This window comes from Calothrix sp. CCY 0018 (assembly GCF_963920925.1).
GTDB lineage: Bacteria > Cyanobacteriota > Cyanobacteriia > Cyanobacteriales > Nostocaceae > Rivularia.
Window position 1 is genome coordinate 23,972 of the sequence record NZ_CAWUDI010000008.1, and the last position, 13,560, is coordinate 37,531.

At 38.2% G+C, this 13,560-nt stretch carries 10 protein-coding genes; 4 read left to right on the forward strand and 6 right to left on the reverse strand.

Translation table 11 applies throughout. From position 1 onward, the window contains the following. Positions 1-32: 32 nt before the first annotated feature. The 3 genes from ACM03V_RS07725 to ACM03V_RS07735 all read left to right on the forward strand — a co-directional run bounded on the left by ACM03V_RS07725 (position 33) and on the right by ACM03V_RS07735 (position 2,368). The gene (locus ACM03V_RS07725) at positions 33-758 is read left to right on the forward strand and encodes an NACHT domain-containing protein (RefSeq protein ID WP_414620185.1); all 726 of its coding nucleotides are present in this window, start codon (positions 33-35) and stop codon (positions 756-758) included. A 16-nt stretch (positions 759-774) separates the two neighbouring features. Next, positions 775-1,482, forward strand: coding sequence for a HEAT repeat domain-containing protein (locus tag ACM03V_RS07730; protein ID WP_414620186.1), 708 nt, complete (start codon positions 775-777; stop codon positions 1,480-1,482). Positions 1,483-1,633: 151 nt separating this feature from the next. Next, positions 1,634-2,368, forward strand: coding sequence for a CHAT domain-containing protein (locus ACM03V_RS07735; protein WP_414620187.1), 735 nt, complete (start codon positions 1,634-1,636; stop codon positions 2,366-2,368). 70 nt (positions 2,369-2,438) lie between these two features. Here ACM03V_RS07735 and ACM03V_RS07740 read toward each other — a convergent pair whose 3' ends face one another. From ACM03V_RS07740 to ACM03V_RS07755, 4 genes are all read right to left on the reverse strand, one after another. Further along, complete coding sequence (locus ACM03V_RS07740) at positions 2,439-4,208, reverse strand: hypothetical protein (RefSeq protein WP_414620188.1); 1,770 nt, start codon at positions 4,206-4,208, stop codon at positions 2,439-2,441. 455 nt (positions 4,209-4,663) lie between these two features. Next, a complete protein-coding gene (locus ACM03V_RS07745; protein ID WP_414620189.1) occupies positions 4,664-6,160 on the reverse strand; it encodes a hypothetical protein in 1,497 nt (498 codons plus the stop codon). A gap of 285 nt (positions 6,161-6,445) precedes the next feature. Continuing rightward, the gene (locus tag ACM03V_RS07750; protein WP_414620190.1) at positions 6,446-7,219 is read right to left on the reverse strand and encodes a TIGR03943 family putative permease subunit; all 774 of its coding nucleotides are present in this window, start codon (positions 7,217-7,219) and stop codon (positions 6,446-6,448) included. Between the two features lie 98 nt (positions 7,220-7,317). Further along, complete coding sequence (locus ACM03V_RS07755; RefSeq protein WP_414620191.1) at positions 7,318-8,376, reverse strand: permease; 1,059 nt, start codon at positions 8,374-8,376, stop codon at positions 7,318-7,320. A gap of 1,121 nt (positions 8,377-9,497) precedes the next feature. Here ACM03V_RS07755 and ACM03V_RS07760 point away from each other — a divergent pair. Beyond that, positions 9,498-9,947, forward strand: a complete 450-nt coding sequence (locus tag ACM03V_RS07760) for a pentapeptide repeat-containing protein (protein ID WP_414620192.1) — start codon at positions 9,498-9,500, stop codon at positions 9,945-9,947. A 392-nt stretch (positions 9,948-10,339) separates the two neighbouring features. Here the strand turns inward: ACM03V_RS07760 and ACM03V_RS07765 are convergent, their stop codons facing one another. Then, positions 10,340-11,683, reverse strand: a complete 1,344-nt coding sequence (locus ACM03V_RS07765; protein ID WP_414620193.1) for a TldD/PmbA family protein — start codon at positions 11,681-11,683, stop codon at positions 10,340-10,342. 255 nt (positions 11,684-11,938) lie between these two features. Then, complete coding sequence (locus tag ACM03V_RS07770) at positions 11,939-13,411, reverse strand: TldD/PmbA family protein (protein ID WP_414620194.1); 1,473 nt, start codon at positions 13,409-13,411, stop codon at positions 11,939-11,941. Between the last annotated feature and the right edge of the window lie 149 nt (positions 13,412-13,560).

The window sequence follows — 13,560 nt, forward strand, 5'->3', positions numbered from 1 at the left end:
AATTTATACTTTTATAGCTATCAAACCCTTACGTGACAACAGTTAACGATTCACAGTTTAAAAGCTATTTAGAAGCCATCAGCGAAAAGTATAAATGCTGGTGGAATCTCTACACGTTGACGGATGCGGAAGGTAAGAAAAAGCAAGAACAAGAATCTTCATCGCTTTCATCACCTTTTGATTTTGGGTTGATGGTGCAGAGCGTGGAACCTAAGCAAGAAGAAGAAAAGCAAGAACAAGAAAAGCAAGAAAAACAAAAAATAGAACGTTTACCAGTTTTAGAAGGTATTCGTAAATACGCTGAAAATCATGTGTTGCTGGTGGGTAAACCGGGTTCAGGTAAATCGACGGCTTTAGCACGGTTATTGTTAGAAGAATCAAAAGCAGCGAGTTCGTTAAACGACACAACCATTCCCATACTTGTAGAATTACGCTATTGGAAAACTTCAATTTTTGAACGTATCCAAGCATTTTTACAACAGCACGATGCAAATTTAAACCTGGATGAAACAACTTTAAAAAATCAACTGCGTCAAGGTAGATTTTTGCTCCTCATCGACGGTGTAAACGAACTTCCTTCAGAAGAAGCACGACGACAAGTTGCAATATTTCAAAAAGACTACTCCCAGACACCAATGATTTTCACAACCAGAGATTTGGGTGTCGGTGGTGATTTGGGAATTGAGAAAAAGTTGGAAATGCAACCCCTAAATCAAACCCAGATGCGCGAGTTTGTCATGGCTTATCTACCGAGTTGATCCTCTTATTAATGCTTTGAATGATCAAGATTCATATGTTCGTTGGAGAGCCGCAGATGCATTAGTAAAAATCGGCAGCGAAAAAGCAGTTGATCCTCTTATTAATGCTTTGAATGATCAAGATTCAGTTGTTCGTAGGAGTGCCGCAGATGCATTAGGAGAAATCGGCAGCGAAAAAGCAGTTGATCCTCTTATTAATGCTTTGAACAATCAAGATTCCGAAGTTCGTTGGAGAGCCGCAGATGCATTAGGAAAAATCGGCAGCGAAAAAGCAGTTGATCCTCTTATTAATGCTTTGAATCATCAAGATTCACTTGTTCGTAGGAGAGCCGCATCTGCATTAGGAGAAATCGGCAGCGAAAAAGCAGTTGATGCTCTTATTAATGCTTTGAATCATCAAGATTCACTTGTTCGTAGGAGTGCCGCATCTGCATTAAGAAAAATCGCAGGCTCGGATAAAATTTATCCAATGTGGCAGTTGCTTTTAGATGATACAACTGAAGCAAAAAATATCATATTAAAAATTCAAGAGCTGTTTAAGTTTTATAATCATGATATTTTCCATTCTCCGCCGCTAGAAGAAAATAAAAATTCAGATAATCCCACTTCATGGAATACCAATAACTACTATGGAAATATCGGCAACCTAAATACAGGAGATGTCAACATCGGAGGAAATCAAATAGGTACTCAAAACAATCAAAAAACTGAATCCAACGATTAAAAATAAGTAGGTTGGCACCAATAAATATAACTATGTAACGAAATGTAAAAAAGATTGAAACCCTTGCGATGAACCGCAGCTCCGCTGAATGCAACCGAATGCCTCGTCGCAATGACAAAACATAACCACGTTTATTTACACCCACCTACTTATGTCAGAAAATTCTAAATATCAAAATCAATTTAACTTTCATGGAAATATCGGTAATCTCAATGCAGGAGATACCACAATCAAAGGCGATCAAATCGGAATCCAACACAACACACCATCAAAAAAATCTCTTAATGAATCAACCAATGAAACATCTACTCAACCACAAAAAATATTAATATTAGCAGCAACCCCTCACAATTTGCGTTTGGATAAAGAAATTCGCTCGATTGAAGAATGTATCCAACGTGCGGTAAGGCGCGATTTATTTAAAGTTGAAATTAAAACTGCTGTTCGATCGCAAGATATTCGTAGGGCGATCGCCGAAGAAAAACCCCAAATTGTCCATTTCTGCGGACACGGTTTAGAAGATGGTAGTTTGCTGTTAGAAGATGATGGGGGAAATGAAAAACCTGTTTCATCATCGGGATTAGCTGCACTTTTTCAAATGCACGCTGATTATGTCAAATGCGTGGTGTTAAATGCTTGTCATTCTATCAAAGCTGCTGAAGCAATTTGTCAATATATTAATTATGCTGTTGGGATGAACCAGCCAATTCAAGATACATCCGCAATTGAGTTTGCTGAAGGTTTTTATGATGGATTGGGTTATGATTCAGAAAAACAAGATATGTTTCAAAGAGCTTTTCAAGAAGGTTTAGTGGCTCTTAAATTAGATATTAAATTAGATAATATTTCTCAAGCTGAGATTCCAGTTATGAAAACAAAATATTAAAACAAAACAAAATCAAATTGTAAAATAAATTAACAAAACGGAGACGTAGCATTGCTACGTCTCTACACTGTCAACTGTTATCACCATCACCTTTATGAGGAAATTTTGGTAATTCTACAGATGCAAGGGATTTTCGTCCTTTAGGTGGACGTTTGGGATAAATCAATGGTGAAGGAGAATTATTGTGAGAGTCTGTATCGCTGATTACCTCAAAGGATGCGGCATTCTGGGATAATTCAAAAGCTGGAAAATGCGAAACTTCTTCCCAATAATCTTCAGTTTCGTCGGTATTACTGTTATTCATGGATGAGGTAAAAGTTATTGTCTGCTCATCTTCGGTGAATGTTGTTTGATGAGTTTCAATATTCACTACGTCACTATTATTATTAGTTTCACGAGGTTCGATAATAGTTGTCCAAGTAGAAGCTATATCATCATCTTCATGATCTTCCGAGGTTTCTGCATCTTGCTCTTGGGGAGATTGTGGAGATACAGATTCTGTTTGAGAAGCAAAAAAGGTTTGGATAACGCTGTCTAATTGTTCTTCTAAGTCGGATAAATCTGACGGGGGAACTACTTGATCGATAGTTTTTTCCTCGGTTTCTGAATTTGACAGGGGATCTACTTTGATAGTTGTTTCCTCGGTTTCTGAATTTGACGGAGGAACTATTGGATCGATAGTTGTTGACTCGGTTGCTTGTGAGCGATCGCCGTTTAGATTATTTAGATTATTTACATTATTATTTGTTCGAGTATCGTTTGTATATTTGTCAAGTTCTATATCGGGATTAGCTGTAAATTCCCAAGTAGAAGAAACTTCGGGAATTGAATTTTGGCTGTTATTAGCTGCCGATGTTGTGATTTCTTCCCAAAGGTTATTTTGTATCTTATAGTCTGCTGTGGGAGCCGACCAAGGTTTTATTGATTGCGTACTACTTATACCTTTGGTTCGCTTAACTTTATTTAACTGCGAATGATTTGTTAGATCGAGGAAATTGCTGCTGCTATCATCAACGGTATCGTAACTAGGAATTGATGTTTCCAAACTCTTTTCTAAGGCAGCTTTGAATTGTAAAGTTTGACGCTGCTGGCGCTTGAGTCTAGTGCGTAACTCCCGACAAGCATTTTCCGATTGCGATAAAAGCCTCGTTTGTTCGCTGTACTTATGTTGGATTGAAGCACATTCCCGTTCCAACTGAGCCAGACGTTGCTGGTTCAATTCGAGATGCCCTCTATATGACTCAGCTACAGTTTCTTGACGTTGAGCATTTTGCACGGAATTTTCTAACTGTTCAAACAAAGATTGGATCTGTGCTTGAGCAGCGTTTAATTCCTGAGTCTGCTGCTTCAACATCGATTCTGCAACATTTGAACGCTTTCTTTGACGCTGTAAAGCTGCTTCTGATTCGCTTAAAGCGGTAGTAAGTTGCTCCGCTTCCTCGTACAGTTGATTGTTAGCGCTTTGTAATTCTTCATTTAATTCCAGCAGTCGATCAAATTCCGCATTAACTATCCCTTGTTGCTCGACGTTAGGCTCAGCAACCCAATCCGAGTTTGAATGACTTTCCAAGTCGGTTTCCTCATCGAATTGAGAATCAATAGTTATTTCGACTTCTGTATGAATATGTTCTGTCACTTGCTCTTGCTCCGAGTAATCCACAACTGCGGATGGCAGGGATTCCTCAGTAGCTGGAGCTAGCAACAGTAATTCTCTTGCTTTATGTTCGCCAGCTAAAATCGAATAAAAAGGATTAGTCGTCCCTTCAGACGAATTTGGCGAATCAACAGAATTTATATTTTTAATATTAGCCCCATCATCCGGGGTTTGGGCTTCATGCATCACTCTTCACCCACCAGCTTCAATTTGAAAGCAAACACTACGGTATAATTCTTCATTATTGATGCTGTCTTAACAAAATCTTCTCATTAAGGCAAGACATACTTCCCCCAAGGGTAAGTTTTTTATTATCGGCTTTGCTGCCAAACACCTGTTACCAGCGCAAAAATCGAATTTGAAGAATAATTACAAATTCAGTAAAGTTGAAAACAATTGTTATCAAACAGTGATTTTTAATTAATTCACCGTCCTTCACAATTGCTTCAAATAATTTGGACATTGTATTCTAATGTAGCAAATTACTCCCCCTTGTAAGCAAGTAAAGGTTGTAACGGGATTAGGGGAGATGGGGGGATGGGGAGATGGGGAGATGGGGGGACAAGGGGACAAGGGGACAAGGGGACAAGGAGAAATTTAAACTCTTAACTCCTAACTCTTAACTGCTAACTGCTAACTGCTTAAGGAAGCCAGCGAGGATAAAAACCGACTAAAGGAAGTTGTTCTGGTTTTAGCTCTGCATTAAGTTCGCCGTCGTTAATAGGTAGTAGGGGCATTAACCATAAACTGCTTGTGCTAATTTCTTGCCCGTCGTTTGTTTTTAAAGAGCTTTCTCTGAATGAATTGGTATCTGTTGCTGATACTACTTGATCGAATAATAATCCCAAACCATCGGGGGATAAGCTCATCTGTAAATCTCGTTTGTCAGGAGGTAGTATTAAGATTGGTTTTTGTTGTCCGGTTTTGAGGTTGATTACCACTAAATATGGCTGCTCTTGATATTCTTCTCCAGGTAATAACTGGGTTAATAAACAGTAAAGAGCAGGTGAAGCCGGATCGAATTCACACTTTATAATTGAACCTGTAGTTTTGATTAATTGTTTTTGAGTACCACTGTTGGTAACTAAAACTAAATCTCGCGTGTAATCGGTATTAAATTTGACTAAAACTGCTTGAGAGCCATCTTTGGAAAAAGCTTGCAGTACACCAAATTGCGGTAGAAAATCTAGGGGTTTGCTAGCATCTGTTTGTATCGGTAGTATTGCCGTTCCTTTCCCTTGAGCAACTGCTACGGCTTTACTATCAGGAGTTATCAAAAAGTCTCCTGCTGGTTGTTCGTTTTTTATCCGTTTGGGTTCGCTTTCTTTAGCATTATCCCCTACTGATAGAAACCATAGCCCAAAATCACTGGGATTATTTTTATGCGCTCTTTGTAAAACTATAGTTTTTCCATCGGGGGATAAGTCAAATTTGAGAATTTGATATTCTTTACTATCTAAAACCAAATCAACTTTACCTGGTGCTTTTGCCTTTCCTTGTTTTTCTGTGGAAATACCTGTAGAGACTGTATATAGTTGAGCCGTTAAAGTATCTTGGCTATTTGCAGCATGAGCCGAAAATAAAATTTTATCTCCTTGAGTGAATGGTTCAAAATCTAATACCACTAAGTCTTTAGGAGTTAATAATCTTTTTTTCTGTTTAGTTAAATTATAGAGAACCAGTCTTCCTCTTTCTTTGTTCTCAGCGCCTAAGTAAAGAATAACTCTGTCGCGAGAGACAAAATTAGCTGTAAAAGGTTGGATAACTTTCTTTGTTCTTTTAGCAACAGCAAATTTATCTTTAGCACCTTCTAAGTTTACTTTATATTCTTCTCCATAAGGGGCTGGTGTTAAAAGTGTATAAGCCATTCTTCGTCCTGCCCAACTTATTTTCCCAGCCAAAGGTGGTTCAATTCGTAAATTATTTTCTACACTTTCAATATCCATTGGACGGCTAAAAGTAAGATTAAAAGATATATCGTCCGCTCCAATTTTTTCATTTTCCCAGCTAAAGTTACGAACACTTGGTTTAACCGCATCACCTTGCAATATTATCAATCCAATCAATACGGTTAAAATTACTATCAGGATTAAGGAAACTCTATCTAATGGTTGAACAAATTTCTTGTTGGTTGTCATTCTATTTTGGATTTTATATTTTTAATTTTGGATTGATGGTTAATATTTGTTGAACACTATCTGAATAATTCGGCTCTATATAAACACTAAAATATAGCAGAATATAAGCCTCTATTACCTACTCCCAAATTTATGCTCTCTTATACATGGGGCTTACGCAAGCCCCCTTAAAAAGGGGGGTTGGGGGGATCTAAAATGTCTGGAACACTATACTTTTCGTTATCGCTGCGTAAGTCATAATAGATTTAAAACATCTTCTACTAACAACTAACAACTAACAACTATCTAATAACTATAAGGATTTTTAGGTTGAGAAACTTTTTTGATAGAATTCGAGATAATTGTTAATTGGCGTTTTCCTGAAAGAGTTTCTGTTGCCATTTCTCCTTCTACTTCAAACCAACTATCTTGTTTAAATTCGTCTCTTGTTTGACCTTGTTTTAATTTTACGGGTAAGCCTACTGGGTAAGCATCTGCGGCACAACAAGTAAGTACAAATCGTGCTAAAAATAAATATTCATTCCCTAAATCTGGCGGGTGAATCACAAATCCTTTCACCTTTACTTTTTGTCCGGTATATGCATCTGGTTCTGGATAAACGCCCAGGGTGCGCGTCCAATCTACCAAAGTACGTTCTTCGGGACGAGTGGAAGTACGGAATGACTGAGGTTGGAGACGAGAATTTGCTTGCCCGAATTCAGCTACCCCTCTTTGTATTGCTTTATCGCTGGCAAAAACTCGGGGTGCTACTGTAAAGCCTATAATTGCGACTACGATTAGTAAAAAACTACCGAAACGAGGGGGTATTAAGTTCATATGTTGAACGTCTTGAACAGGTTCGCGCTGTCGCAAAAGCTGAATTCCTTTAGCAATACCAATAACTATTAATAGGATGCCAGCTACAACAACTAATACAAAGTAATTAGGGTGAATAAGTAAATATAGCTCTTGTGACAGCCAATATTTTAATAACAAAAATCCCCATGCTGCGATCGCGAGGACATCTAACCAAGGAAGTAAATTCTTTAAAGTTTTTGATGGGCGTTTTCTGTAACTCATTGCCTATTAATTATTGGTGTGAGGAAGCGAACACAGTAAAATCGGTAGAAAGCGAAAATTACTCTGGAATTACAAATGATATATTAATATTTCACTTTTTATATAAAATGCAAATTGACTATCAGGCAAAACAAAAACGTTAATTGTGCTGCTAATACGAAGAGATAAATAACTGCTTTAGGTTTGAATATTGATAGCATCAAGCCAATGCCTTTTAGGTCAATCATTGGACCGAAAACTAAAAAGGCTAATAGAGAACCGCTGGTAAAGCTCGAAGCAAAAGACAAAGCAAAGAAAGAATCTACAGTAGAACAAATAGATACAACTGCCGCCAGTACCAGCATTGTGAGTATAGAAACAATTGGACCTACACCCAAACTGAGAATTAATTCGCGGGGTGCTAAAACTTGAATTGCTGCGGCGATCGCACTTCCTAAAACAAGTACTGCTCCTAATTCCCGTAATTCTTGTATGGAATTTTCTATGACAAGTCGCATTTTGTCCCAGAAGGGTTTACTCGGACTATAAGCTGGAAGAGTGGCTTCCACTGCCGCAGTTTCCATCCGCACGGCTTGTCCCCCTAGTTTCCCACCTAATAAATAAGTACCGGGCTTTAAGATGCTGGGTACTTCTGCTTCTTTTTCTAAGTCAGAACCTTCGAGAAGTCCTTTTGACTGTGCTTTTTGCGGTTGATTAAATTTTAAATAGCGAGCAAGTGTTGGCTGAAGTATAGGACTTAAGTCTTTTTGAAAGCTGAAGACGTAGCCGATAATTGTGGCTATCAATAAAGAAAATACTACTCTTAATACTACTATTTCCGGCTGATCTCGGAATGCAACCCATGTTGCCCAAATTACGATTGGGTTAATTGTTGGAGCCGCAAGTAAAAAACCAATTGCAAAAGGTGTAGGGGCACCCTGGGTTATTAATCGCCGCGCTACCGGAACGTTACCGCACTCGCACACGGGGAACAAGAAACCCAAGAGACTTCCACAAACGGCTGCAAGCATTGGATTCTTCGGTACTTTTTCTACCAGCGCCCGCTCATCAACAAAAAACAGCAGCATACTGGAGAACAAAACTCCGATCAACAGAAAAGGAATCGCTTCCACTAACAAACTAAGGAATATAGTATAACCATTGCTGAGTTGATTCATAAGTATCGTTTATTTAGACCTTTTTCAAGTCAGTATTGATATTATCGGTAATAGATCCATTATTTTAACGAAATCAGGAATATACGCACGTAGGTAAAGTAAACTATACATCATTTCGATATTTTTACCGCCGGTTTATACAATTTTCAAGAAAATTAGTGTTGCAATGAGCAGAAAAATAAACGATTACTTCTGATTTATAAGCCTCGAATAGCCCAGAATATCGCTAAGTTTTGTTTCATCTTTCTTCTGAAGATATTAAATCAGTTCTGGGAAAACAGAGAATCAATTACTGAGAACCAATAAAAAAGTTTACAGTCTCAGCTTTTCACTTATAGACTTTATTTTTCACACAATGTATTTTGATTTTATTTATACCTCAATAATAAAGAATATGACTTGGTTTTATTGTTAGAGCGTAATCTACATACAACTGCTTCCAATTTAATAGTTTAAATTCTTCTCATCGCTATTGCGATCAATCTTTTTCTATACTTACAGTAATTTAACTATATATGATGTCATCTTCAACGCATTTTCATAAAAAGCAAATCCATTATCTAAACTGATGGTATTCATTTTTAGTTCTGGTTGCTGTAACATTTCCTCTGACAAAAGTTTTATCTAACCTGAAATGAAATTATCTGCCGGAGGAAGTCTGAGTACTATTTTCTGTTGCAAGCAGTTCCTGGAACCAAAAATACTGCTGTCTTCTTGTAATTATTGTTATACCTTGCGATAGAGTTTCACAACATCACATAAATGAGTAGGGTCAAATTTGGCAGTAAAAAGCGAAAAAATCCGGTTTTGGCGGATATTTTGGATTTTTGCTTCTGGCTCAGGCTTATGCTCTCTTTTCTGAATACTGATATCAAGTGTTTTTATTATTTAATAAATGCAAAAAGCCAATCTACTACCTAAGAATTCAATCGTTAGGATGAAGACATTTAGTTCAATTTAAGCGATGATATAAACAGTTGATTAAACAACAAGTTTAGCAACTCTTAATGATTAAGATAAATTTGAAATTGCGTCGAAGAGACAATATTTAAAATTTTATCTTTAATAAATAAATCAACAAGAGTTGCCTAGTGGTGGAGGAATTTAAAGGAATTTAAGGTATGAAAACTCAAATTATCGCAGCAGCAGCAGCATTAACTACTATGTTTTTAGGCGCTCCTGCTCAAGCCGAAAATCCAGTATCTAGCCAGGTATTGAAATTAAATCAAACAAGAGAATGTTATGGTTGTAATTTAAGAGGTGCTAATTTAAGAGGCGCTCATTTAATTGGTGTTGACTTAAGAAACGCCGATTTAACAGGTGCTAACCTTGAAGAAGCTAATTTAGAAGGTGCCGATTTAACAGGTGCTGATTTAGAAGGTGCTAATTTAGAAGGTGCTTTTATTAATAGCACGACTTTAAATAAAGCCGATTTGACAAATGCTAACTTGAGTGATTCTCAGCTATACAGCGCTCAATTAGAAGATGCAACATTGGTTGGTGCGAATTTGGAAGGCGCGGATATCTTTAATACTTCAGTGGGCGTTGGTGGTGAATACCTCGAAGAATAAGATTTTTAACTATTACGAATAATTTACAAATAAATTTTATGTAGAGACGCACAACTTTGCGTCTCTATATCTTTATGTTTTGTTGATAAGTAGATCGGCGTTAATAAATATAGCTGTGATTTGTCATTGCGACGAGGCATTCGGTTGCAATCTCAACCGTTTCGTAATTTTTACTTTTCGTTACATAGTTGGTTTTATTTCTGCCGACTTACTTATCACAAAAAGTTTTGGTTTGAGGAATTTGAGTCTCAAAAGTTTATTTAGATGCAATACACACTCGAAACCTCACCCCCTTCCCCTCTCCTTAACAAGGAGAGGGGTGTCCGTTAAGACGGGGTGAGATTTGGTGATTTGGTTGGGACGATATTCTATCTATATGAAAACCACTATATTTATTCTCCCGTAATCGACAAACCTTTAACCCAAATTCGGGGACAAACTCCTCCTGGAGTTAATTCTCCTTCCTTCTCTACAAAAACAATTGATTTAAGAAGTTCGAGAAAATCTCCAGCTATAGTTGCTGAATCAATACTGGTTTTTTCTCCTTTATTCATTAACCAACCGTCAAACGGTAAAGAGAATGAACCTTGCAAAGACTGAACTCCAGCATGAAGCGCTTGCAAATCATCAACAAAAACAACATTTTCAGCAGTTTCTAAACTAAACTGTTGTTCTGGTGCTGCACTTGCAAAAACGTGATAAAAGTTAGGGCTGATGGTGACTTTCGCACCGATATTAGCATTACCCGTCGGTTGAGCATTCATTCGCTTCGCAGTACCCGCACTATGAAGAAAGTTCTTCAAAACTCCATTTTCAATTAGCGATATCTGACGAGTAGGAGTACCTTCCCCATCAAATGTTTCTGCACCAATATTTGCTGAATGCAGTGCATCATCGTATAGAGAAAGTAAGGGCGAAGCAATTTCTTTACCTATATCATTGGGAGTAGATAAACTCTGCTTGTCAAGAATACTTTGAGCGTTAAATAAATTGGAAAAAGCACCGAGCAAGCTTAAAAAAGCATCTGGTGAAAACACAACCATATATTTACCAGTCGGAATTTTTCGATAATTCAGGTGACTGATAGTTTTTTCGGCAGTTTCTTTAATGCAGCCATCAATATCTAAATCGTTGACACCATAACTAATTCTAAAAGCACCAGCACTACGAGGTTTTCTACCTTCTTCCTCAGTTTTAGTGTAGAGAAAAACTGATGCTAAAGAGTGCGATTCGGCTCTCATTGCACCATCGCTATTAAGATAAAATCTATCAACTTCTCTTTGCGACAAAGAATTGTAGGGTACTCCCTTAATCGCTTCATGAGCAGCGAGTACTTCTTTTTCTGCTGCTAACAGACTCTCTATCAAAGATGGAACCGGGGCTAAAGGGGCTTTTTCTGGAGATGTACCGTTATTTATTGCAGCCTTAGCTTCCGGGCTAAAATCGGGTACATTTTCTTTAACACCAAACGTACTTGCTTCAAATGCAGTTTTCAAAGCCAACTCTAACCCTTTGGGGTCTACATCTGTAGTACTAGTCACACCCATCGTATTATCTTGATTCCAGACTCGGACGGTGACACCAGAAAGATTCGTTGCTTTGACTTGCTTTGGCTCACCTTGGTCAACTTGAACGCTAGTTGAATCTACTGATGAACCGTAAATGTCAAACTTTTTAATACCAAGTTTATCGGCACTTTCTTTAGCAGATGCTGCTATTTCCTGTATGTTAGTCATAATTATTTCAGATAAAAGAATTTCAAATAGGGAATTGGGAATGGGGAATTGGGAATTGGTAATTGGTAATTGGTAATTGGGAATTGGGCATAGGGAATTAGGAATGGGGAGAAAGATGAAGAGATAACTTTCTCCTTATTACTCCATCACCCCCATCATGATTCTCCCAACTCCTAACTCCTAACTACGTATCCCCAATCCATTAGCGCAGCGTGTCCGCAAGGACATAATCTAAAATCTAAAATCCAAAATCCCTTAACGTCCGCCAACTGTAATCGAATCAACTTTGATGTGTGGCTGCCCTACGGTAGTATAAATGCTACCACTAACAGAGCCGCAGAAACCTGGAGCTAAAGACAAATCGCTCGAACACATGGAAATTTTATTCATGATTTCCTGAGCTTCGCCGATCAGAATAGCTCCTTTCAAAGGTTTGGTGATTTTGCCGTTTTCAATTAAATAGGCTTCTTCGACACCAAAGTTGAATTCGCCAGTGGCACCAACGCTACCACCACCCATTTTTTTACAGTAAATACCTTTATCAATAGAGGCAAACAAATCCGAAGTAGAGTTTTCGCCAGTAGCAATATAAGTATTTCGCATCCGACTTGCCGCAGCGTAAGTAAAATTCTGTCGTCTTCCACTACCTGTTCTGGGATGTCCGGTACGTATAGAACCAGTTCTATCTGCCAAGAAATTCTTAAGAATCCCTTTTTCAATTAATAAAGTTCTTTGGGCTGGCATACCTTCATCATCCATATCAATGGTGCCAAAGGCATTATCAGTACGTCCTTCATCCCAAGCAGTTAAAGCTTCATGAGCAATCTTTTCGCCTTTCTTCTTAGCAAAAGGAGAAGTATTGCGTTCAATTTGAGTTGTTTCGAGTAAATGTCCGCAAGCTTCGTGAAAAATTACTCCACCGAAGTGATTCGCCATAATAATTGGATAATTACCCGATTCGACATAATCGGCGTACAGCATTTTACCAGCAGATTCGCCAACTTGCGCTGCCGCTTGCTGGAAATCCCAAGTTTTGAGAAAATTGGGGTCGCTAGTGTTACCCGCACGTTCGGCGATAGAACTACGATGGGCACCATCAGCACACAACAAACTTAATGCTACCGATTGAGTTAAGCGGATATCGCGAGCAAAAGTGCCATCGCTTGCAGCCACTAAAACTTCTTGCCAATCGCGGAAATAGGAAGCACGACGAGATTGAATATGACTCCCTTTCTGATGCAGTTGAGTAGTACTATCAAGTAAAACTTCTCCCATTTCTCGCATGGAAGTACATAAAGGCAACCATGCATTTTTACCTCTCTTCGATGCGTAGTCTCTAAATAATTCCAGGTTAATTTCCGCGATAAAAGCATTTGGTGCTGGTAATTGTAACCCAACAATCGCCAAAGCTTTTTCCAAAGCAGCTTTTAAACCATTAAACGAAATATCGTTTGTGCTAACGTAGCAATCAGCTTTACCGCGAAACACCCGCACTCCAGCACCCGTAGAAAGACGAGGAGTAATGCTGGTAATAGTGTCTTCTTCTGCTAGGCAGCTAATATAATTTACCCGCTCTAAAAAGAATTCGATAAAGTCAGCACCCGCAGCGCGTCCCAAACCTAAGAGAGTAGATAAAGGTGCTGCCCAAGTTTCATCAAACTGCTCTTTTGTAGAAGAGTATTGCAGATTGGGAAGTTGATTAGAAAGAAGCAGAGTACTAGTTTGCATGAGTTACCTTTTGGTGGAGGAGCATTATTTTAAGTTCGTTTTAGCAGTTATTATTATGGAAAGATACAACAAACTTTAACAAACCTTTAGGGGGCTGTGTATCATCTTAGCTAATATACATTGCCTTGTTAGAGTTGGAACTAATAAAG